Origin of the sequence: Vibrio wakamikoensis (genome assembly GCF_050337275.1) — a bacterium.
Classification (GTDB): Bacteria; Pseudomonadota; Gammaproteobacteria; order Enterobacterales; family Vibrionaceae; genus Vibrio; species Vibrio chaetopteri.
Genome location: NZ_JAKJST010000026.1, coordinates 48,153 through 69,378 on the forward strand (window position 1 = coordinate 48,153; position 21,226 = coordinate 69,378).

Annotated in this window: 17 protein-coding genes; 9 read left to right on the top strand and 8 right to left on the bottom strand. The window is 47.8% G+C overall.

The genetic code is table 11. The features are described 5' to 3' along the window. Positions 1-22 precede the first annotated feature (22 nt). From L4C42_RS15830 to L4C42_RS15840, 3 genes are all read right to left on the bottom strand, one after another. On the bottom strand, positions 23-1,375 hold the full coding sequence (locus tag L4C42_RS15830) for an anti-phage deoxyguanosine triphosphatase (RefSeq protein WP_418641658.1): 1,353 nt from the start codon (positions 1,373-1,375) through the stop codon (positions 23-25). A gap of 14 nt (positions 1,376-1,389) precedes the next feature. Further along, positions 1,390-1,974, bottom strand: a complete 585-nt coding sequence (gene yfbR / locus L4C42_RS15835) for a 5'-deoxynucleotidase (protein WP_353498133.1) — start codon at positions 1,972-1,974, stop codon at positions 1,390-1,392. An 81-nt stretch (positions 1,975-2,055) separates the two neighbouring features. After that, entirely contained in the window at positions 2,056-3,270 is a 1,215-nt protein-coding gene (locus tag L4C42_RS15840; RefSeq protein WP_353498134.1) for a pyridoxal phosphate-dependent aminotransferase, read from the bottom strand. Positions 3,271-3,498: 228 nt separating this feature from the next. On the opposite strand from L4C42_RS15840, the gene L4C42_RS15845 reads away from it, so the two are divergent. The 7 genes from L4C42_RS15845 to L4C42_RS15875 all read left to right on the top strand — a co-directional run bounded on the left by L4C42_RS15845 (position 3,499) and on the right by L4C42_RS15875 (position 11,180). Further along, positions 3,499-4,806 (top strand): isochorismate synthase, encoded by a 1,308-nt coding sequence (locus L4C42_RS15845; RefSeq protein WP_353498135.1) that lies wholly within the window; start codon positions 3,499-3,501, stop codon positions 4,804-4,806. Continuing rightward, complete coding sequence (gene menD / locus L4C42_RS15850) at positions 4,803-6,521, top strand: 2-succinyl-5-enolpyruvyl-6-hydroxy-3-cyclohexene-1-carboxylic-acid synthase (RefSeq protein ID WP_353498136.1); 1,719 nt, start codon at positions 4,803-4,805, stop codon at positions 6,519-6,521. Before L4C42_RS15845 ends, menD begins: the two co-directional genes overlap by 4 nt. Positions 6,522-6,529: 8 nt before the next feature. Beyond that, a complete protein-coding gene (gene menH, locus L4C42_RS15855) occupies positions 6,530-7,384 on the top strand; it encodes a 2-succinyl-6-hydroxy-2,4-cyclohexadiene-1-carboxylate synthase (RefSeq protein WP_353498137.1) in 855 nt (284 codons plus the stop codon). A 12-nt stretch (positions 7,385-7,396) separates the two neighbouring features. Continuing rightward, positions 7,397-8,263, top strand: coding sequence for a 1,4-dihydroxy-2-naphthoyl-CoA synthase (gene menB / locus L4C42_RS15860; RefSeq protein ID WP_353498138.1), 867 nt, complete (start codon positions 7,397-7,399; stop codon positions 8,261-8,263). A 194-nt stretch (positions 8,264-8,457) separates the two neighbouring features. Continuing rightward, the gene (gene menC / locus L4C42_RS15865) at positions 8,458-9,462 is read left to right on the top strand and encodes an o-succinylbenzoate synthase (RefSeq protein ID WP_353498665.1); all 1,005 of its coding nucleotides are present in this window, start codon (positions 8,458-8,460) and stop codon (positions 9,460-9,462) included. Beyond that, positions 9,462-10,904: an o-succinylbenzoate--CoA ligase gene (gene menE, locus L4C42_RS15870; RefSeq protein ID WP_429761209.1), complete on the top strand. Its 1,443-nt coding sequence runs from the start codon at positions 9,462-9,464 to the stop codon at positions 10,902-10,904. Before menC ends, menE begins: the two co-directional genes overlap by 1 nt. Before the next feature lie 78 nt (positions 10,905-10,982). Further along, on the top strand, positions 10,983-11,180 hold the full coding sequence (locus L4C42_RS15875; protein ID WP_353498140.1) for a hypothetical protein: 198 nt from the start codon (positions 10,983-10,985) through the stop codon (positions 11,178-11,180). Between the two features lie 12 nt (positions 11,181-11,192). Here the strand turns inward: L4C42_RS15875 and L4C42_RS15880 are convergent, their stop codons facing one another. From L4C42_RS15880 to L4C42_RS15890, 3 genes are all read right to left on the bottom strand, one after another. Continuing rightward, positions 11,193-12,119: a YeiH family protein gene (locus L4C42_RS15880; RefSeq protein WP_429761211.1), complete on the bottom strand. Its 927-nt coding sequence runs from the start codon at positions 12,117-12,119 to the stop codon at positions 11,193-11,195. A gap of 164 nt (positions 12,120-12,283) precedes the next feature. Next, on the bottom strand, positions 12,284-14,158 hold the full coding sequence (locus L4C42_RS15885; protein ID WP_429761213.1) for an MFS transporter: 1,875 nt from the start codon (positions 14,156-14,158) through the stop codon (positions 12,284-12,286). A 15-nt stretch (positions 14,159-14,173) separates the two neighbouring features. Then, the gene (locus L4C42_RS15890; protein WP_429761215.1) at positions 14,174-14,764 is read right to left on the bottom strand and encodes a TetR/AcrR family transcriptional regulator; all 591 of its coding nucleotides are present in this window, start codon (positions 14,762-14,764) and stop codon (positions 14,174-14,176) included. Positions 14,765-15,056: 292 nt separating this feature from the next. Here L4C42_RS15890 and L4C42_RS15895 point away from each other — a divergent pair, with 292 nt between their 5' ends. After that, positions 15,057-15,938 (top strand): Tim44 domain-containing protein, encoded by an 882-nt coding sequence (locus L4C42_RS15895; protein WP_418641655.1) that lies wholly within the window; start codon positions 15,057-15,059, stop codon positions 15,936-15,938. 293 nt (positions 15,939-16,231) lie between these two features. After that, positions 16,232-17,401 carry a BamA/TamA family outer membrane protein gene (locus tag L4C42_RS15900; RefSeq protein WP_353498144.1) on the top strand — a complete coding sequence of 390 codons (1,170 nt, stop codon included), beginning with the start codon at positions 16,232-16,234 and terminating at the stop codon, positions 17,399-17,401. A gap of 71 nt (positions 17,402-17,472) precedes the next feature. On the opposite strand, the gene pta is transcribed toward L4C42_RS15900, so the two are convergent. Both pta and L4C42_RS15910 read right to left on the bottom strand, forming a co-directional pair. Further along, complete coding sequence (pta, locus tag L4C42_RS15905; RefSeq protein WP_353498145.1) at positions 17,473-19,617, bottom strand: phosphate acetyltransferase; 2,145 nt, start codon at positions 19,615-19,617, stop codon at positions 17,473-17,475. Between the two features lie 131 nt (positions 19,618-19,748). Further along, positions 19,749-20,945: an acetate kinase gene (locus L4C42_RS15910; RefSeq protein ID WP_112462262.1), complete on the bottom strand. Its 1,197-nt coding sequence runs from the start codon at positions 20,943-20,945 to the stop codon at positions 19,749-19,751. Positions 20,946-21,226 lie beyond the last annotated feature (281 nt).

Consider the following 21,226-nt stretch of genomic DNA (forward strand, 5'->3'; position numbering starts at 1 on the left):
CTTAACGCTTCCCTGGCTTATCTTAGCTTGCCGCAAATAATTGCTGATGCATCTTCTGCGCATAGCCATCGGTCATGGCCGAGATGTAGTCGGCGATGACGCGCATGCCATCGTCATGCTGGCCACAGGCTTTTCTCCACAGCTGACACGTCGACTCAGGCAACAGTCTCTCAGGATCGGCGCTAAAGGCTTCAAACAGATCCATAATGATTTGCTGCCCCTTATACTCAAAAATTTGAACCCTTGGCACTTGAATCACATACTGACTAACGAACTGTTTGAGCACATCAAGCACTGCAGCCATCCCTTCTTCAAGGTAGGCGTTATATGCCAGTAGCGGACTCTCAAATTGGCTGTCTGGTATTGGCTCGACTCTAATACTGGTCAATAGCGCATTGACGATACCGCCAATGGCGTCCTTGCGTTCATAGTGCTTACCGGAGAATAACAGCTCAGAGATAGAATCAATATTTTGGGTTAACCAGTTTGGTTCTAGATTTCTTAACGCTTCTGCCGCACTTTGCTGCCATCGCTGCTCATCAATAAGCTCCAGCACAATCGCATCTTCCAAATCATGGACGCCATAAGCGATGTCATCAGCAAGCTCCATAATGGAGCAATCGAGCGATTTAAATCGAGTTTTGCGATGTCCTAGAGGTGATGTTTGCTGTGCGCGCATGGTCTGAAATAGCGCCTTGTCGGGCGGGGTTAACGGCTGCAGTACCCAATCGAACTGCACCGAGTCTTTATCGTAGATACCCTTTGCTGGCGACCAGTCTTTGGCTTTCAACTGACGCTGATTGGCCACAGCATGAGGCTGCTTGTCCGTGCGCGTTTGGCTAATAAATGCAGGGTATTTCAAAAGCCCTAACAAGGCTCTTCTAGTCAAGTTCATCCCGTGGGCTTCAGTATAAGGCTCTAACTGGGTCACGATACGAAACGTTTGGGCGTTACCTTCAAAGCCACCATACTCTCGCATCATATAGTTCAGTGCTACTTCACCACCATGGCCATAGGGCGGGTGGCCAATGTCGTGCGCCAGACACAATGCCTCGATTAACGCATCACTTGGCAGTAACTCTGCGAATTGTGGCTGCTTTTGCTTGAGCTGGGCCACAATGCCAGAGCCGATTTGCGCGGCTTCCAGAGAGTGTGTCAATCGGGTGCGATGAAAGTCATTCACGCCCGTGCCATGAACCTGCGTTTTTGCTTGTAAGCGGCGAAATGCAGCAGAGTGAAGAATGCGTGCTCGGTCGCGCTGGTAAGGGTCGCGATGATCGTTGCGGCGAAGTTTGTGCTCGTCACTGTGCCTGACTTGCCAGATGTCTAATGGATCAAGAGAAATGGCGTTTGGAGTGCAGTTACCTAATGTCATTATCTCTCCTGGTGCTAGCTAATTTCGTCGAGTGACAGTTCGAAGCTTGGGGCGAAAGTGTGAAGGAAGTAATCCATCTCCGGTGTTTTTCGTTGTTGCAGCGTTTCATCCAAGCGTTTCTTGGCGAGCGCGTACTCATGATTGCCTGCGCTGAGTTCTTCAAGGCATTTGAGATACGCACAGATAGAGTCCGCCTGCTTCACTATTTGTGAGTCCTCTTCGTGAGCGGCGTTGGAGAGCAAAAATGGCTTAAAGTCTTCTTGAAACTCATCCGGCAGAAGTGACAAAAGTTTGTGCTCGGCAGCGGCTTCTATCTTTTTGTATTCTTTGGCGATTTCTGGGTTGTAGTATTTAACTGGCGTAGGTAAATCACCGGTCAATACTTCGCTGGTGTCGTGGTACATCGCTAAAATCGCAATGCGTTCTGGATTGGTATTGCCACCGAACTTCTTGTTTTTGATGATGGCAAGGGCATGAGCGACAAACGCGACTTGCAGGCTGTGTTCGGAGATATTTTCGGTAGAGACTGAGCGCATGAGAGGCCAACGTTGGATCAGTTTCATGCGAGCGAGGTGAGCGAAAAAGTGACTTTCTTTCATACAACGTTTTCCCCTTAATCCGCGCCCAGTAAAGGTTGGGCGCGTATTAAGAATAGGCTTTATTGTATCAATATGAAAGAGTTACTGACTGTAGGTAGACAGGAACTTCTCAAATCGGCCAATCGCCATTTCCAAGTCTTCCACATGTGGAAGAGTAACAATTCTAAAGTGATCCGGCTTCGGCCAGTTAAAGCCAGTGCCTTGTACCAGCAACACTTTTTCCTGCTTGAGGAAGTCGAGTACCATCTTTTGATCGTCTTTGATGTTGTACATCTTAGTGTCGATTTTCGGGAAAAGGTACATTGCGCCTTTTGGTTTGACGCACGATACACCAGGGATCTGAGTGATCAACTCATACGCTTTATCGCGCTGCTCAAGTAAGCGGCCACCCGGTAAGATAAGCTCATTGATACTCTGATAACCCCCTAGCGCGGTTTGAATAGCATGCTGCATAGGTACGTTGGCGCAAAGACGCATCGAAGCCAGCATTTCAAGGCCAGCGACGTAGCCTGTTGCCATTTCCTTTGGTCCGGTCATGAACATCCAGCCGCCGCGAAAGCCACAAACGCGATAAGACTTGGATAGGCCGTTGAAGGTCATCACAAGTACATCTTCTGTTAATGTTGCGACTGAAGTGTGAGTGGCACCGTCATAAAGAACTTTGTCGTAAATCTCGTCAGCAAAGATAATCAGTTTATGCTGGCGTGCAATTTCGATGACTTCTAGCAGGAAATCACGACTGTAGACTGCGCCGGTAGGGTTGTTCGGGTTGATAAGAACAATGCCGCGCGTTTTTGGCGTGATTTTCTTCTTGATGTCATCAAGATCCGGATACCAGTCCGCTTCTTCGTCACATAGGTAGTGCACCGGGTTGCCACCAGAAAGTGACACCGCTGCAGTCCACAGTGGGTAGTCAGGAGCGGGAACTAACATTTCATCGCCGTTGTTTAACAACGCTTGCATCGCCATTACAATAAGCTCAGAAACGCCGTTGCCAATGTAAACGTCTTCAACGTCGAGGCTGTGAATGCCCTTGCGTTGGTAGTGTTGAACTACAGCTTTGCGAGCGGAGTATATACCTTTAGAGTCACAGTAACCTTGTGAAGTAGGCAGGTTTCTGATGACATCGACTAGAATTTCATCAGGGGCGTCAAAACCAAACGGGGCTGGGTTACCGATATTGAGTTTCAGTATTTTATGTCCCTCTTCTTCCATGCGCTTAGCATGTTTGAGTACAGGACCCCTAATGTCGTAGCAGACATTATCGAGTTTTGACGACATCCCGATATTTTTCATTGTTTAATTCCTAAAAATTCGATAATTTCTTTACTAAATTACACCAAAATGGCTTTTGAAAGAATAAAAATCTGATCAAAGTGGAAAATAAAGCACGCTGCCAAAAGGCGGAGATGTGAGCAGGTTGACATCATGAGCAATTAATCGCCTTGTGGCTTGATCTATAGGGTTGGTAGAAATAGAGTATTTCGTGTATATAGGAACAAATTTTAAGGTTATGAGGTTGATTTGTCTCAGTTAACAACAGCTATCGCTCAACTTGTCAGCAAACTTGAAAATGCCCCACAAGGTTGTAAACGACTGGAGCAAGGCATCAAGGGACGTCCCAAGTCTCACTGCATCGACTGGCTGGAAGCGCAACCTCATTATCCGAAGTTTTATTGGCAATCCCGCGACACTCGCGAAGAGGTAGTGGCGCTAGGTCAATTACACACATTCTCTGAAGCCGCTCCCGCTTACACTATCTTGGCAGAAAACCAGCGTGTATGGGGTGGGCGTTCCTTCGATGGCCATACAGACAAAAATCGCCGTTGCATGTCAGCCTTTTTCTTCTTGCCGCAAATTGAACTGATACGCTTCGATCAAAACTGGCGTATTGCCGTTAATATCAGTATGAGCGTCGAGAAAGCAATAGCAGCGCTCAAGCAGTTGGTAATAGATGTTGCCGAGTTGCCACCGCTTGCCACATCCATTTCGAGCCTAACTCATACTCCTAATGAGCAGCAGTGGCACCGACTCGTTGGTGACGTGCTAACGGGCATTGAAAATAATCAGTTCAAGAAGGTTGTACTCGCGCGCAAAACCACGGTTGATGTCAAACAGCCTATTTCACCAGCACAATTGCTCAAAGCCAGTTATCGAGAAAATCATCATAGCTTCCATTTTATGATGGTGCTTTCCAAAGAGTTGGCATTTGTTGGCTCGACACCAGAGCGGCTCTATCGCCGAGTGGGTCAACAGCTTGAGACGGAAGCCTTAGCGGGCACGATCGGTCGCGGTGATAATGCGGCGGATGATATGAAGCTGGCTAACTGGCTGACGCAAGATGTGAAAAACATCAACGAAAACCAATACGTGGTTGATGACATTTTGCAAAGCTTAGCACCTCATTCCGACGAGGTTCATTTAGAACAAGAGCTTCGTTTAGTACGTCTTCGAAAGGTGCAGCATTTAAAGCGCAATATTGTTGCTCAGTTAAACAAAGGCATAAATGCGGTACAGCTACTGCAAGCACTTCAGCCGACAGCGGCGGTCGCCGGTTTGCCTCGCAAAGAAGCGATGGCGTTTATTGAACAAAGAGAGCCGTTTGCTCGGGGCTGGTACGCAGGCTCTGTGGGTTATTTAAGCCATGAGCGCGCTGAGTTTTGCGTTGCCATTCGCAGCGCTTTACTAATGAAAGATGAGGTTCAATTGTTTGCCGGTGCGGGCATTGTTCCTGGTTCAGTTGCCGAACACGAATGGCAAGAGTTAGACAAGAAAATGTCGACATTGCTCAGCCTTATCTCTGATAACCCGTCTCTTGGAGTGGCTTCATGAGCAACCATCAAGCCGCGCTCAATCGTGTTTGGACACAAACATTACTGGAAGAGTGTTATCGCCAAGGCGTAAGACATGTTTGTATTGCTCCAGGCTCACGTTCAACGCCGCTTACTTTAGAGGCGGTTGAACATTCAGGGCTCACTCTTCACACTCATTTTGATGAGCGCGGCCTCGGTTTCTTTGCGTTGGGGCTGGCTAAACGTACGCAAAGCCCAGTGGCCGTTATCGTCACTTCTGGTACCGCTGTTGCGAATTTATTGCCGGCAGTGGCAGAGTCCAAGCTCACCAAAGAACCATTGATATTACTTACGTCCGATAGACCTGTAGAGCTTGTCGGCTGCGGTGCTAACCAAGCTATCGAGCAAACAGGCATATTCTCTTCGCATGTGAGTTACGCGCTTGATTTGCCTTCGCCATCGACACAAGTGCCTTTGCCATGGCTTCTCACCTCCATCGATTATGCTTTTGCTGAGCAAAGACTGCGTGGCGGTAGCATTCATATTAACTGCCCATTCCCTGAGCCTCTTTATGGCGGGGAAGATAAAACAGTATTTGCTGACTACCTAGCCAGCGTTAGTGCATGGCAAGCAAGCAGTGATTGCTTCTCTGGTTACACCGAAAACAGGCTGCATAATATCGCCCAAGACGCTGAGTCACTCGACCTTGTTTCGCGTAAAGGCGTTATCGTTGTTGGCAGCGTTCGCCTTGCTGAGGCAAAACAGGCGCTAGCGCTTGCTAATCAGCTTGGTTGGCCGGTGCTTTGCGATCCTCAATCGGGTGTGAGCGAGCGTTGGCAGCGCTATGATATTTGGCTGCAAAATAAAGCGGCCAATGCTGAGCTGGCGCAGGCTGATTTTATCTTGCAAGTCGGGTCAAGACTGGTGTCAAAGCGATTATTGAGCTGGATTGATCATCAAGCCGAAGCAGGGTGCGAGTACGTACTACTTACCCCTGTGCTCGATCGGCTAAATCCAAGTCACCTCAGACAAAAGCAGCTTTGTGTCAACGTTAAGGATTGGCTCAGTGCGGCATTAAAGGTGCTTTCACAAGCTCAACATTCAGGCTGGGCAGAGTCGCTCATTGATGCTTCAGAAGCGGTGAGGTCGAAATTCCTTAGCACGCCACATTTAACTGAATTTGATGTGGCGAGAAGTGTTGAGGCGCTGCCAGACAGTGTGGATTTGTTTATCGGTAACAGTTTGATTGTACGCTTGGTTGATATGCTGACGTCTCTGCCTGCGATTGAAACCTACAGTAATCGCGGAGCTTCCGGCATCGATGGTCTGGTGGCAACGGCAGCTGGAGTGCAAAAGGGGAGTGAACGCTCGTTAGTGTTGTACATCGGTGATACTTCACTACTTTACGATTTGAATTCGTTAGCTCTGTTCTCACGCTCTAATAAACCATGTGTGATTGTCGTGACCAACAATGATGGCGGCGCTATTTTTGACATGCTTCCCACGCCATCAGAGCAGAAGTCACAGTATTATCAAATGCCTCATGGTTACCAATTTCATCATGCAGCGGCGCAATTTGGTCTGCGCTATCATGCGCCACAAGACAAATCTGAATTAGAGTCTGCTGTGGCTCACCATCTCTCTCAGGGTGAAGGTACTTTGTTATTAGAAGTGACCACTCAACCTAACGAAGTTGGAGAGATGATTCGCCAGCTTGGGAGAAGTGTGGCTAATGATGTTAGTTATGCCCAATGACATCCGTTATGCCTACACCTGAACGGTTAGCGTATCGCTATACACCCGCCCACTCATCGCCCGAAGCGCCTTTGGTGGTGTTTGTTCATGGTTTTTTAGGGGCAGGTGATGACTGGGATGCGGTCAATCAAGTGTTACCTGAGTATCATCGGCTGACGATCGACCTTCCTGGTCACGGAAAAAGTTGCCCAGTTCAAGGCGTAAGTTTTGATCAAGTTTGCAGAATGATTACTGCGACAATACTAGACTGTATTCAAGCACATAAATTGAGTGCAACAATGCCGGTTTGTTTGGTTGGTTACTCACTTGGTGCACGCCTTTTGATGTATTTGATGACCAAGCACCGCGCGATACACGAAACAATTAATGAACTAAATGTTAATGGCTTAGTGATTGAAGGAGGCAATTTTGGCTTGCCTGACGATGAACAAAAAAACGCGCGTTGGCGTAGCGATAGCCTATGGGCTCAGCGCTTCAAGCAGGAAGAGATTGGCGCGGTTTTGGCCGATTGGTATCAGCAAGCGGTGTTTTCCTCACTAAATCATGAGCAAAGACAACTTTTGATTGCTAAGCGCAGTGTTAACCTTGGGAGTGCATTGAGCGACATGTTGCTGGCCACGTCATTGGCGAAGCAGCCTGACTTACTCCCGAGCGTGAAAGCATTGTCGTTCTCAGAACATCGCAAACCACTCTATATCTGTGGTGAGTTCGATAACAAATTTACTCAGCTTGCCATTGGCAGTGGGCTTGATTACGAACCTATTGCCAGTGCAGGCCACAACGTACACAAAGAGCAGCCACGGGCTTTTGTCTTGCGGCTGCGCACTTATCTAGAACAAATGAGCTTAGGCTCAGTAAAATAATTGGAATAGATCATGGCTAAAACCGTTGGATTAACAGAAGAAGAGCTATACGCACCCGTTGATTGGGCTGATGTAACGGGTGACTTTGAAGAGATCACCTATCACAAGTCAAAAGATGGCATTGCAAAAATCACCATAGCTCGCCCGCAAGTACACAATGCGTTCACGCCACGTACCGTCAATGAAATGATCAAAGCGTTAGCGGATGCACGCTACGATGAAGGTGTCGGCGTTATTATCCTAACTGGCCTTGGTGAGAAGGCGTTCTGCTCTGGTGGTGACCAAAGCGTTCGTGGTGACTACGGCGGCTACCAAGATGATTCAGGCACTCACCACTTGAATGTATTGGATTTCCAGCGTCAGATCCGTACTTGTCCAAAACCTGTCATTGCATCGGTAGCGGGTTGGGCCGTTGGTGGTGGTCACGTACTGCACATGATGTGTGATCTAACGATTGCTGCAGACAATGCGCAATTTGGTCAAACTGGACCAAAAGTTGGCTCGTTTGATGGTGGTTGGGGCGCGTCATACATGGCACGTATCGTTGGCCAGAAGAAAGCGCGTGAGATTTGGTTCCTATGTCGTTTCTACGACGCACAAGAAGCCGTGGACATGGGACTGGTTAACACCGTTGTGCCAATTGCTGATCTTGAGAAGGAAACCGTACGCTGGTGTCGTGAAGTACTTCAGCACAGCCCAATGGCGCTTCGCTGTCTGAAAGCGGCATTGAATGCTGACTGTGATGGACAAGCTGGTCTTCAGGAGCTTGCGGGTAACGCAACCATGATGTTCTACATGACAGAAGAAGGTCAGGAAGGTCGCAACGCGTTTAACGAAAAACGTCGCCCTGACTTTGACAAGTTCCCAAGAAACCCATAACACAATTGTAATGGCTGCCTTTTGGCAGCCTATTTACGTTTGGTAGCGGTTGGTTGAGAGAGCGCTCAATATAGTGCATGAATACAATTTTTGGGGAACTCTTAGCCCATGCCGCGGCCTAACCCGGTGTATTGTTCATAGTCACCGTTCTTCTCAAGGTGGCTGTGATGACTTCTTATGAAGTGGGAACGACCATGAGACAAGCAAAACTCTATCGCTACTGTCTGCCTATGGACAGCGGTGTTATTCTTCGCGAGCAAAAGCTCACTGCAAGGGAAGGGTGGGTTGTAGAACTCAGTGACAACGGCCGCGTTGCATTGGGTGAAATCGCCCCGTTACCTGGATTCAGTCAAGAGTCGCTAGAAGCGGCTGGCGTTCAAGCTCAAGCCCAACTCGAATTATGGGTACACAATCAACCTACCGATATCGAAAGCTGTTACCCATCGGTGGCGTTTGGTCTCTCGGCAGCATTGCTAGAGCTCGGCGGTAAGCTACCTGCGGAAGGTAACTATCGAGCAGCGCCACTGTGCAGTGGTGACCCAGATGAGCTGATCCCTAAGCTCAATAACATGCAAGGCAAGAAAGTCGCCAAGATTAAGGTTGGCCTTTACGAAGCTATTCGTGATGGGATGATTGTTAGCCTGTTGCTAGAATCCATACCAGACCTCACATTAAGGCTCGATGCGAACCGCTCTTGGACGCTAGAAAAAGCTAAACAGTTCGCTAAGTATGTCGCGCCATCGCTAAGGCAGCGTATTGCCTTTATAGAGGAGCCTTGCCAGCAGCCCGGCGACAGTGTGTCGTTCGCGATAGATACTGGTATTGCTATCGCTTGGGATGAGACCTTGCAAGCCGCGGTTCACCAGAGTGATTTTGCGGTCAAACACCTTACAGGCGTGAAAGCACTGATTATAAAACCGACCTTAGTTGGTAGTATCGACAAGTGCATGGCGCTGGTCGAAGAAGCAAAAGCGCACGCCATTCAAGTGGTGATAAGTTCTAGCCTTGAGTCGAGTGTCGGACTTGGGCAGCTTGCACGATTGACAAATTGGCTCAATCCAGAAGAAACACCAGGGCTGGATACGATGCAGCTATTTGGCGCTCAGCTTGAAACGCCATGGCCTGGATGTTTGCTGCCAGTACAAACGCTGGCAGAGCAAACCGTGTATTGGCAGTCACATGGCGATAATGAGGCTTAATGACGTCCGTTAATCCACCGCTCCCTCTTTGGGAGCATTGGGCGCAGCTCACTCCGAACAAGATTGCGATTAAAAATCAAGCTCACGCTATGACGTGGCATGAGCTTTGTGAGCAAATTCAATCACTCGGCCAGTGCTTAGTTGAACAAGATTTAGCACCTGGTGATGTCGTATGTCTTGTTGGCAGAGCTGAGCAGAGCTTGGTACTTCGATATCTTGCCTGCCTCGCTCACGGCGTTATTCCTGCCTTGCTCAATGACCAACCCAAGTCTCAGCTTATCGCTAAATTTGATACCTTGTATCGCACTGATGAGCCGGCGAATGTCTGGGGTAACTGTCAATGGGATGAGTTAACGGCTCAGCGTGATGAGCATGAGCATGAGCTTTATCGCATCGAAAGATCCGATGATGACAGCTCTAAAGCGAACTCACAGCTAACAAATGCCATTGAGATGACCGAACCCGTTGTCTCGATTGTTTTTACCTCTGGCTCTACGGGGCTACCTAAAGCTGTCGCTCACAGTGCATCTAATCATCTCGCATCGGCAGCGGGCTTATTGCAGCGCTTTCGCTTTACCGCTGATGACTCTTGGCTGCTTAGTCTACCTATGTTTCATGTCTCTGGGCTTGCCATAGTTTGGCGCTGGCTAACTGTGGGGGCAACGCTCAACATTGCTTCTGGAAACTTTGCCGCAGATATTGCGAATGTCACTCATGCATCGCTCGTTGCCACTCAGCTCAAGCGAATCATCGATAATCAATGGCCAACCTCGCTAGAACGCGTGTTGCTTGGTGGCAGTCAGATTGCGCAGACATTAGTGGAAAGCGCAGAGGCTCGTGGGATTGAGTCTTGGATGGGCTATGGCATGACAGAAACCGCATCAACGGTGACAGCAAAGCGTGTCGATGCGATTGCTTCTTCAGGTACATTGTTGCCACACCGAGCATTAAAAGTGGAGAACGAGCGTATCTATGTTGCAGGTGACACTCTCGCTCGTGGCTATTTTGTGCAAGGAAAGATTAGCCCGCTTGCGCTGGAGTCTGGCTGGTTTGATACCAAAGATCTTGGCTGCTGGAATACACAACGAGAGCTGTGCGTCATCGGCCGCGCTGACAACCTGTTTATTTCCGGTGGTGAAAATGTTCACTGTGAAGAGGTCGAAGCAGCGCTGAATAGTTTGAGCTTTATCAGTCAAGCAATAGTAGTGCCTGTTGAGGATGAAGAGTTTGGTGCGCGGTGTGTGGCTTTGGTGCAGGCAAAGAGTCAACCTGAGCTTAGCAAAATGCGTGATTTACTCACCCCTCTGCTGGCTAAATTCAAACACCCAATTGGCTACTTCTTAATGCCAAATCAACTGACCTCGTCAGGGATCAAAGTCGCTCGTCGAGACGTCAAGCAGTGGCTCGCTGCTTCTCAGTCGGATTTTATTGTTATTTCATAGTCCAAATCGGCATTGTTCATTCCAAGCAAGGCTCACCATAATATCCACTATTGAATTGGCTAAGCGAGACGGAAGGGAATGAACAAGCTATTAATGATTGCGATAGGATTGCAGATAGGTCTTGCATTAACCTCTGAGGGATTGTCGCAAGCGCTTGCAGAGTTAACTGCTTTTTTGCTCACAGCGATCCTTTACTTAAACCACAAGAAATCAAAGTCTGCTTCGAACAAGAATGCTCTATCGCCTTCCACTGATATAAACAACATCAGTACCTAATTAACAGCCTGCTTAAGCGAACAAAAGCCAGCTAAGAGACGTTATCGAAATTAGTAGCCACATCGTGATCCCAAATAACATAGGCTTACTGCCCGCTTGTTTGAGCCTTTCGATGGATATGCTGGTTCCAATCAAGAATAGACACACCACCAACAACTTTTTCGATACATCGAAAATGCCGTTATACGCCCATTCAAATTGAGGTAAGTAGTCACTAACCAAAATGGCGCCGCAGTAAAAGAAGATAAAGTAAGGGATCGTTAGCTTGCTGTTTTTGTTGCGAAACAGCATCGCACTCACTAGCGCAACAGGAATTATCCATAACGCTCTGGCAAGTTTCAATGTCGTTGCTGTGGTAAGTGCTTGCTCACCATACGCAGATGCCGCGCCCACGACCGATGAGGTATCGTGGATGGCGATGGCAGCCCATGTACCAAAGGTATGCTGATCGATTGATAACGCATGGCCAATAACCGGAAAGACAAACAGCGCAAGCGAGTTCAATACAAATACGGTCGCGAGCGCAATGGCAATACTTTCGTCATCGGCATCAATAGCAGGGGCAACCGCGGCAATGGCACTGCCACCGCAAATCGCAGTACCTGACGAGATCAAATAGCCAGTGTGTTTATCCAATCCCATTTGCCTTGCTAGAGCCCAACCAATCACCAGCGTACCAATGATGGTGGCGATAATAAGGCCGATACCGTCACTGGTTGCTTGCAGAGCTTGGTCAAGGTGGATACCAAAACCCAAACCAACAATCGAGTAAGCAAGTAACTTTTTGGTGTATTTGGCGATAGGAATATCGTGCGGCACTAAGCTAAAAGTGGTGAGAAGAAAGCCAAAAATCAGCGCCATTGGTGAGCTTACCCAAGGGGTCAAACAAGCAATAATCCCGAGGAAGAACAGAGGGTAAGAGCGTAGTTGGGATATCATCAAAATCCTTACAAACAGCAAAAGCGCTAGCTAATAGCAGTTGAAATGCCAATCAATAGTTAGCGAAGTGTAGCGAGAGTTTAAGGTAAGTAAAACTAAATAAAATTTAACGGGCGTTCAGTAAAACTAAACGCCCGTTAAATAGGTTAATAGTATTGCTCCGGCTAGCGGTAGTCACCACGCAGTTCAGACACTTTCTCGAACATGGTTTGGCTTGATGCTTCTTCGGGAAGTACGGGCGTGCCCGCTTCTAGCTCCAGTTTCGCTCTAAATCGAGTTGGTAGTCCTTTACATGCACGTCCTTTGTGACGACTGAAGTAGCTTCCCCACAAACCCTTAAGCGCCATCGGGATGACAGGAACTGGCGAGCGCTTTAGCACAATATCAATACCGCGCATAAACTCATTCATCTCACCATCGGCAGTCAAACGGCCTTCAGGGAAGATACAAACAATTTCGCCAGCCGCGAGTGCTTGCTCAATCTCCACAAAGGCGCGGCGAATCGTGCCTTTGCGTTTGGCTGAAATTGGGATCACGCCTGCACGTTTTAGGAAGCGACGCACTGGTTTGAAGTTTGCGTAGTCCTCTTCCATAACAAAGCGGATTAAGCGCGGACTTGCCGCACTCATGACCAACGCATCCATGTAACTCACATGATTACAGACAATCAGCGCGCCGCCTTTCTCTGGAAGGTGATGCAGGTTTTTGTGGCTGATGCGATACATGATGTTCGTAAGAATCCAAATCAGAAAACGCACTACGAAGACTGGTGCTTGCAAAAACAGGTAAGTAGCCATCAAAAAGTTAAGTGCTGAAAGCAGGATAAACAGCTCAACAATAGAAAGTCCCAGCACTGAAAGGCCAACAATACCCAGTACTGCACTACCAACCATAAATAAAGAGTTGTAGATATTGAGAGCGGCAATGACACGGGCGCGCTCTGTCGGTTTCGCCTGCTGCTGCATTAACGCATACAAAGGAACGATAAACAGACCACCGGAGGCACCAAGAGCAAGCAGATAGCCGAACACGAGCCACAGTGCTGTGTGCGAAACAAACTCGCTAAACGATGCAAACTGCGGAAGCTCTTCGGGTACGGCAAACGCCATCAATGCACCAAAGATAGTGATACCAATGCTACCAATTGGCACAATGCCGACATCAATACGGTTTTTCGACATTTTGTCACAGAGCATAGAGCCAAGGGCAATACCGACAGAGAATAACGCCAATAGGAAAGAGACTGCGGCCTCATTGCCCATCAAATGGATCTTAGTGAAGTTCGGGAATTGCGTTAAGTAAGCCGCGCCCAAAAACCAAAACCAGCTAATCGCCATGATGCATTGGAACACCACTCGATCTTGGTGAGCGATCTTGAGCGTTTCTTTGGTTTGCTTAACTGGTTGCCAGCGGAATTTAAGATCTGGATCCGCCGCGGGTGCATTGGGGATTGAACGACTCGATATATAGCCAGCCAATGCGAACACAATCACACTGGCTGCCGCCACATATTTAGCGCTCTCAGAGGAGGCAATAATGCCCGCACCCAAAGTACCCAATAGAATCGCGAGAAAAGTCCCTGTTTCTACCAACGCGTTGCCCGATAGGAGTTCGTTTGGTTTGAGTTGCTGTGGCAGTAGCGCGTATTTTACCGGGCCAAAAAAAGCAGACTGGGTACCCATCAAAAATAGCAACAGTAGCAGAATGCCATAGCTTTCGGTGACAAAACCAATGGCGCCAAGGCACATGATACCAATCTCCGCTAGCTTAACTTTGCGGATGAACCACGACTTCTCGTATTTGTCAGCCAGGACACCTGCGGAAGCAGAGAACAAGAAGAAAGGCAGAATAAACAACCCTGCAGCAAGGTTGATGAACAAGTTGCTCGAAATAGGTAGTACTTGTGGGCCAGCGAACGCAACAAAAAGGAGTAGAACGTTTTTAAAAATGTTGTCGTTGAATGCGCCGAAAAACTGAGTAACAAAGTAGGGCATAAAGCGTCTTTCGGTAAGTAAAGACGCAGTTTTGGTGTTAGGCATTACCTTTCCTTTTAATTACCAGCTTTTGAGGTAATTTGAGATGAGATCTTTGATGAGCACACTGCCATCAATAGGTTCTGAGGTGAAAAATTTGTCATCGACACTGAGTAGCGTGATACCGTGCACGCCAGCCCAAAGTACACGACTAGCCTTCATGACGTCAGTCGGTAAACGTTCTGGGCGAAGCTCAGACAATAAATGCTCCAACATACCAGTCATACCGTCGATGCGCTGCGACTGCCACTCTGGAAGTTGGTCACCATTCATGTTGTGCTCAAATATTAATTGCCAACGATACGGGTACTTCTTTGCAAAATCATGATAGCAAATAGCCAGCGCATACAAGGCTTGCTCAGCGTTGTCCGTTCTTTCGATGACTAGTTTCGATTCTTGGGACAACTCGTCTACGGTGCGAGCAACGGCATGAAGTAACAGTAAATTGTAACTGCCGAAAATATTCACCAAGGTGCTAGGAACATACCCTATAAGCGTGGCTATCTTGCGAAGACTCAGCGAGTGATAGGAGTTCTCGTTGAGGTAATCCCTGACAGTAGTCAGCGTCAGGTCGATAAGTTCTTCCCGGGTATGATCGTTTCTGCGGGCCATTGTGATGGATTCTTAATTGAACACGGTTCGTTATTTTAGTGTTGAGACAGGTTAGCGTCAACAAATGAAGCCAGTGATTGCAAGGTTGCAACGCACTTTTGAGATAGTTGTCGGTATCACAGTGTGTTCTTGAAACAATGTCATTGTTGGTGTGTATACCGTAACAAACGTGCAATATTCTGAAACAAGTCCGAGCATCTAAAGCGTTTCTTTAATGCTAAGCTCAGTATATGATGCGTAGTAAGTCGTAATAGGACTTACGATGTAATGTGACAATAACGAAAGGTTGAGAATGAAACGTTTATTTTCTTTCGTCGCACTGCTAGTACTGGCAGTGGCGGTGAATCCGGTAGCCGAAGCAAAGAAATTCGGTGGCGGTAAATCATTTGGTAAGAGCTTTAAAACGGCTCCGGCTCCAAAGCAGCAACAACAAAATACCAATAACATCAGTCGCCAAGATCAGAATAAAGCTGGAAGCAGCAAGAAAGGTCTGATGGGCGGTATTTTAGGTGGTTTGCTTGCTGGTGGCCTTTTAGCTGCCTTCTTTGGTGGTGCTTTCGAAGGCATCAACTTCATGGATATCTTGATTTTTGGTTTGATTGCTTTTGTGATCTTCAAACTGATGCGCGGTATGCTGGGGGCAAAGCAGGGTAGTATGAATCAGCAGAGGCAGCAGCCGGCGTTTGGCGGTCACTCTCGTCAACAGTTCGAGCAGCCTTCAAACTTCCAGAACTTTGAACAGCCAGCATCAACGGCTTCAACAGGTGGCTTTGGTGCAGCTGGACACAGCGAAGTGCCTCATAACTACCCACCGGGCTTTGATCAAGCTGCATTCCTAAATGGTGCTCGCGAGCACTACCGTATTCTTCAAGGTGCGTGGAATCATAACGAACTACACACGATCGAAGAGTATGTATCAGCAAGCTTGCTGCAAGATCTTATCAGCGAACGCGCTAAGCTTGAAGGCGAGCAGCACACTGACGTGATGTATGTTGACGCTGAGGTTGTTCGTGCCGATTACGACGCCAACAAAGCACAGTTGAGTCTTCAATTCTCTGGTCGTTACCGCGATACAGTTGAAAACATCGAAGAAGACATCGAAGATATCTGGCACCTTGAGCGTGATTTGACCCAGCCAAATGCGCCATGGCTAATCGTTGGTATTCAAGGTTAAGGCTTTGCTGTTATGGCGGCAGGTTATAATGGGCCGCATATTTGGTATGTGCCAACAGAAAAGTTTCGTCATCCCTGCGAAGGCAGGGATCTACTCATAGCGCACACCAAGCCTTAACCTAGATTCCTGCCTGCGTAGGCGCACGGCCAGTGGAATGACGAATGATACAAAAGGCGAGTTACGATTAAAAAACTGCAGAGTAAAATCTGCAGTTTTTTTACATTTGAATCGCCGCAATCTGGCGTTTTTCCTCTATAATCCTGCCTTTGCTATCAACCCCATTATTCCCAATCATGCGAACCTTATTTGCTCAAACTACATTGTTGCTGACATGCAGTGCAGCTACCTCTCTTTCGTTGGCTGACGATCATATTGTGCCCCTTGTTGAGCACACTCCAAACCCAACCACAGAGAAGCTTGATCGCTTTTTAGGTGTGTTTGGTGCGGAGTCGGAATACGATGCAGATAAAGGTCTCAACTCAAGTTATATTCCTGCGGTGTTTTACAAGCCAGAGCAAGGCTTGGGGCTTGGACTCTTGTATGTGGGGTTATATGGTGACCCGAGTGATGGTGCTGGTCAGCCTTCTTCTATGGTGATCAACCCGTATGCGTCATCGAATGGCTCTATGGGTATTACGTTCAGTAATAAGCACTTTTACAATGGCGGTGATAACCGCGTTTACACCGATATTAAAGTGTTTGATGACGCAGCGGTTTATTATGGTCAGGGCTACGAAAACGGGCAGCAAGACGGCAATAAGGTTGATTTCAAAGAGCAAGTGATCGATGTAAAACCAACGTGGCTGACTCGAGTTTCTGGTGACTACTTCTTGGGCTTGGGTGCCAATGTGAAATCGGTGCGCCCTCACGATAAGACGTTTGAAAATCAAAACCTTGATACCATTGCTAATGAGCTCACCGATAACACCAGCTATGGTGTGTTTGTCTCTAACGTGTTTGATACCCGAGATAACGTAACCAACGCGACTAAAGGTACCTTATTGCAAGCCGATTTGGGTTTGTATCACGATGCCACTAACTCAGAGAACTTTGGTAAGTATTCGCTTAAGGCTTCTCAATATCACTCGTTGGCGCCGGTGCCGGGATTATTTGCATGGCAAGTGCAAGCTAACTTAACCTCAGGCAACGTCCCTTGGAATCAACTGCCAGATCTTGGCGGTGCAGATGCGATGCGAGGCTATATCCTTGGTCGCTATCGTGATAACCAAATGATGATGGGACAGGTAGAATACCGTTTACCAGTGTACTGGCGAGTCGGTGTCGTTTTCTGGGGCGCGGCGGGTACGGTATCAGAAAATGTATCCGGGCTGTGGGATAAAACGTTAGCGAGTGCTGGTACTGGCTTTCGATTCAAAATCAAAGACAAGGTCAATGTGCGCGCGGATATCGGTTACGGTGAGCATGGTGGCACCTTCTACTTCCACGTCAATGAAGTGTTCTAGTTTGCTCTCATCAAACCTCAAATACTAAAAAGCCTCCATTCGGAGGCTTTTTTCATTCAGCTAGAACAAAATTACTCTTGCTCTTGACCCGATTGAATCGCAGTAAGTGCAACTGTGTAAACGATGTCGTCTACTAGCGCGCCACGAGATAGGTCGTTAACTGGCTTGCGCATACCTTGCAGCATTGGACCGATAGACACTAGATCTGCCGAGCGCTGTACCGCTTTGTATGTTGTGTTACCCGTGTTTAGATCTGGGAATACAAATACTGTCGCTTTACCAGCGACTGGAGAGTTAGGTGCTTTAGAAGCTGCTACGTTCTCCATGATTGCCGCATCGTACTGTAGAGGACCGTCGATGATGAGATCAGGACGCTTCTCTTGAGCCAGTTTCGTTGCTTCACGTACTTTATCTACGTCAGCACCTTTACCAGACTCACCAGTCGAGTAAGAGATCATTGCAACGCGAGGTTCGATACCGAATGCTGCAGCAGAATCTGCAGATTGGATAGCGATTTCAGCAAGTTGCTCAGCTGTTGGATCTGGGTTGATCGCACAGTCACCGTATACCAATACTTGATCAGGCAGAAGCATGAAGAAGATTGACGATACGATAGACGTACCAGGAGCAGTCTTGATGATTTGGAACGGAGGAACGATAGTGTTCGCTGTTGTGTGAACAGCGCCAGATACTAGGCCGTCAACTTCGTTCGCTTCAAGCATCATAGTGCCTAGGTATACAGAATCTTGTAGCTTCTCACGAGCCACAACTTCAGTCATACCTTTCGCGCCACGCAGTTCAACCAAGCGAGCAACGTAGTCTTCACGTACAGCATCAGAATCGATGATAGTTACGCCAGCACCTAGCTCAACGCCTTGCTGTGCTGCAACACGTTTGATCTCTTCTGGGTTACCAAGAAGTACACATTCCGCGATACCGCGCTCAGCACAGATAGCCGCAGCTTTAACTGTACGTGGCTCGTCACCTTCAGGAAGAACAATACGCTTGCCAGCACGGCGAGCAAGTTCAGTTAGCTGGTAACGGAATGCTGGTGGACTTAGCTTACGAGTACCAACAGTACCCTCTAGTAGAGAGTCGATCCAAGGGCCGTCAATATGACCAGCCACGTGCTCGTTTACGAACTCGATACGCTCTTTATCATCTGCAGGAACTTCTAAGCTGAAGCTCTGTAGGTTCAGAGAAGTCTGCCAAGTGTTACCTTGTGCTTTAAAGATTGGAAGACCAGTCTCAAGCGCAGGCTTGATAAGGTCAGCAATCTCAGCAGGAACGTCGTAGCCGCCTGTTAGTAGGATAGCGCCGATTTCCACACCGTTCATTGCTGCTAGCGCCGCTGCAACGATTACGTCTGGTCGGTCAGCAGAAGTCACAAGTAGAGAGCCTGGTTTGAAGTGCTCAATCATGTTTGGCAGTGAACGTGCACAGAACGTAATGCTCTTGACACGACGTTTTGCGATGTCACCTTCGTTGATGATTTCAGCGTTTAGGTGCTCAGCCATGTCGACTGCACGTGTTGCGATCAAGTCGATCTTCCAAGGCACACAACCTAGAACACGAATTGGGCTAGTGTTGAAGATTTGCATCACTTCAAGGTTAGCTTGCTGCGCTGTGTCTGCATCGTCGAAGATTTCAGAAAGATCTGGACGTGTACGACCTGCTTCATCAACCGGTGCATTTAGCTTGTTGATGATAACACCAGAGATCTTCTTGTTCTTGGTGCCGCCATAGTTAGAACATGCAACTTCGATACGCTCTTTAAGCTGGCTCGGGTTGTCTGTACCTGGAGTCGCAACGAATACGATTTCAGCGCCAAGTGTCTTCGCGATTTCTTCGTTGATTGCGTTTGCAAACGGGTGCTTACGAGTTGGTACAAGACCTTCGATAAGTGTTACGTCCGCATCTTTGTTGATTTGGTTGTAGCGCTCAACGATTGTTTCTAGAAGCACGTCTAGCTTCTCGTTACCAATCAGGGCTTCTGCTTCTGACATAGGAAGTGGTTGACCCACTTTCATGTCGCTGCTGTTACCTACGATAGAAGAAGTTAGATCTGGCTGATCGCCACCGTGGCGAGGTTGAGCAACAGGTTTGTAGAACGATACGTTTACACCCTTACGCTCCATTGCACGCAGGACACCCATGCTAACACTGGTAAGACCGACACCAGCGCTAGTAGGTACAAGCATAATAGTACGGGACATTCTTTGAGTACCTCAAACTATATATATGGGGGAAGAAACTCAGTGATTCGATGAGTTGCAAACAAGCGCAAGCAAGTGTTTCACTGAGCCCTATAAGAAAACTGGCTAACCTAGGTTAGCCAGTTTGAACATTAAAGACCTGCTAGGCGTGCAGTGTCTTCAGCGATGACTAGCTCTTCGTTAGTAGAGATAACCATTGCCGGGATACGGCTGCTTGCTGCAGTGATAGTACCTTCGCCGCCGAAACGAGCTTTAAGGTTAGCTTCACCGTCAACTTCGATGCCGAATACGCCTAGACGGTTTAGAACCATTTCACGGATTGGTGCAGAGTTTTCACCGATACCACCAGTGAACACGATAGCATCTAGACGACCGTCAAGAGACGCAGTGTAGCCAGCTACGTATTTCGCTAGGCGGTGGCAGAACACGTCCATTGCACGTGTTGCTTCTTCTTTCTCACCGTAGTTGTCTTCAACGAAACGGCAGTCAGAAGTCACTTCAGTTAGACCCAGAAGGCCAGACTCTTTAGTTAGCATGTTGTTGATTTGCTCAACAGAGTAACCTAGTGCGTCGTGCAGGTGGAAGATGATCGCAGGATCGATGTCACCACAACGAGTACCCATTACAAGACCTTCAAGAGGAGTTAGACCCATTGAAGTATCTACAGATTCACCGTTTTTGATAGCACAAACAGAAGCACCGTTGCCTAGGTGGCAGTTGATGATGTTCAGTTCGTTAGCTGGCTTACCAAGTAGCTCAGCTGCTTCACGTGCGATGAATAGGTGAGAAGTACCGTGCATGCCGTAGCGACGGATGCCGTGCTCTTTGTACAGGTTGTACGGTAGAGCGTATAGGTAAGACTCTTGAGGCATAGTTTGGTGGAACGCAGTGTCAAATACCGCTACGTTCTTAAGCTCTGGGAAGTTGTGCTTCGCCGCTTCGATGCCGATGATGTGAGCAGGGTTGTGAAGAGGTGCAAATGTTGCAGAGTCTTCGATACCTTTAAGTACATCGTCTGTGATTAGCGCAGAAGATGTGAATTGCTCGCCACCGTGAACGATACGGTGACCGATAGCGCCTAGGTTTGCTTTTAGCTCAGGCTTAGAAGCAAGGATAGTCTCTACCATGAACGCTAATGCTTCTTCGTGAGCAGCGCCGTTACCTAGTTGAGCTTCGTGTTTACCATCAAGTTTCCACTTGATACGAGCTTCTGGAAGGTGAAGACATTCTGCAAGACCTGTTAGGTGCTCATCACCGTTTTCTGCATCAACGATGGCGAACTTAAGAGAAGAACTGCCGCAGTTTAAAACTAAAACCAGCTTAGACATTAGAGGTTACCTGTATTTTATCTGATCGGGGATCAAGGATGTAAACGTATCTCAAGACTGAGAGGCAGCAAAAAATGCCTATCACTCTTGGTCATAAAATCATCAATTGCCGTATAATAATATGCGATTTTTCCAAGAAAACCACATTAGCGTCCTTGCGACGGTCATCTCGACGGTTGCCTATTTTGTAAATAAAGACAACAATGAGATTGAGGATTCGCAAAGAATAACGATAATGGCAGAAGATAACAAAATAAATTTGAAAGAATCTTAACTTCCGT

Bases quoted from the DNA above. Each gene is read 5' to 3' on its own strand.
- L4C42_RS15830 (WP_418641658.1), bottom strand. From the start codon at position 1,375: ATGACATTAGGTAACTGCACTCCAAACGCCATTTCTCTTGATCCATTA.
- yfbR (WP_353498133.1), bottom strand. From the start codon at position 1,974: ATGAAAGAAAGTCACTTTTTCGCTCACCTCGCTCGCATGAAACTGATC.
- L4C42_RS15840 (WP_353498134.1), bottom strand. From the start codon at position 3,270: ATGAAAAATATCGGGATGTCGTCAAAACTCGATAATGTCTGCTACGAC.
- menD (WP_353498136.1), top strand. From the start codon at position 4,803: ATGAGCAACCATCAAGCCGCGCTCAATCGTGTTTGGACACAAACATTA.
- menH (WP_353498137.1), top strand. From the start codon at position 6,530: ATGCCTACACCTGAACGGTTAGCGTATCGCTATACACCCGCCCACTCA.
- menB (WP_353498138.1), top strand. From the start codon at position 7,397: ATGGCTAAAACCGTTGGATTAACAGAAGAAGAGCTATACGCACCCGTT.
- menC (WP_353498665.1), top strand. From the start codon at position 8,458: ATGAGACAAGCAAAACTCTATCGCTACTGTCTGCCTATGGACAGCGGT.
- menE (WP_429761209.1), top strand. From the start codon at position 9,462: ATGACGTCCGTTAATCCACCGCTCCCTCTTTGGGAGCATTGGGCGCAG.
- L4C42_RS15875 (WP_353498140.1), top strand. From the start codon at position 10,983: ATGAACAAGCTATTAATGATTGCGATAGGATTGCAGATAGGTCTTGCA.
- L4C42_RS15880 (WP_429761211.1), bottom strand. From the start codon at position 12,119: ATGATATCCCAACTACGCTCTTACCCTCTGTTCTTCCTCGGGATTATT.
- L4C42_RS15885 (WP_429761213.1), bottom strand. From the start codon at position 14,158: ATGCCTAACACCAAAACTGCGTCTTTACTTACCGAAAGACGCTTTATG.
- L4C42_RS15890 (WP_429761215.1), bottom strand. From the start codon at position 14,764: ATGGCCCGCAGAAACGATCATACCCGGGAAGAACTTATCGACCTGACG.
- L4C42_RS15895 (WP_418641655.1), top strand. From the start codon at position 15,057: ATGAAACGTTTATTTTCTTTCGTCGCACTGCTAGTACTGGCAGTGGCG.
- L4C42_RS15900 (WP_353498144.1), top strand. From the start codon at position 16,232: ATGCGAACCTTATTTGCTCAAACTACATTGTTGCTGACATGCAGTGCA.
- pta (WP_353498145.1), bottom strand. From the start codon at position 19,617: ATGTCCCGTACTATTATGCTTGTACCTACTAGCGCTGGTGTCGGTCTT.
- L4C42_RS15910 (WP_112462262.1), bottom strand. From the start codon at position 20,945: ATGTCTAAGCTGGTTTTAGTTTTAAACTGCGGCAGTTCTTCTCTTAAG.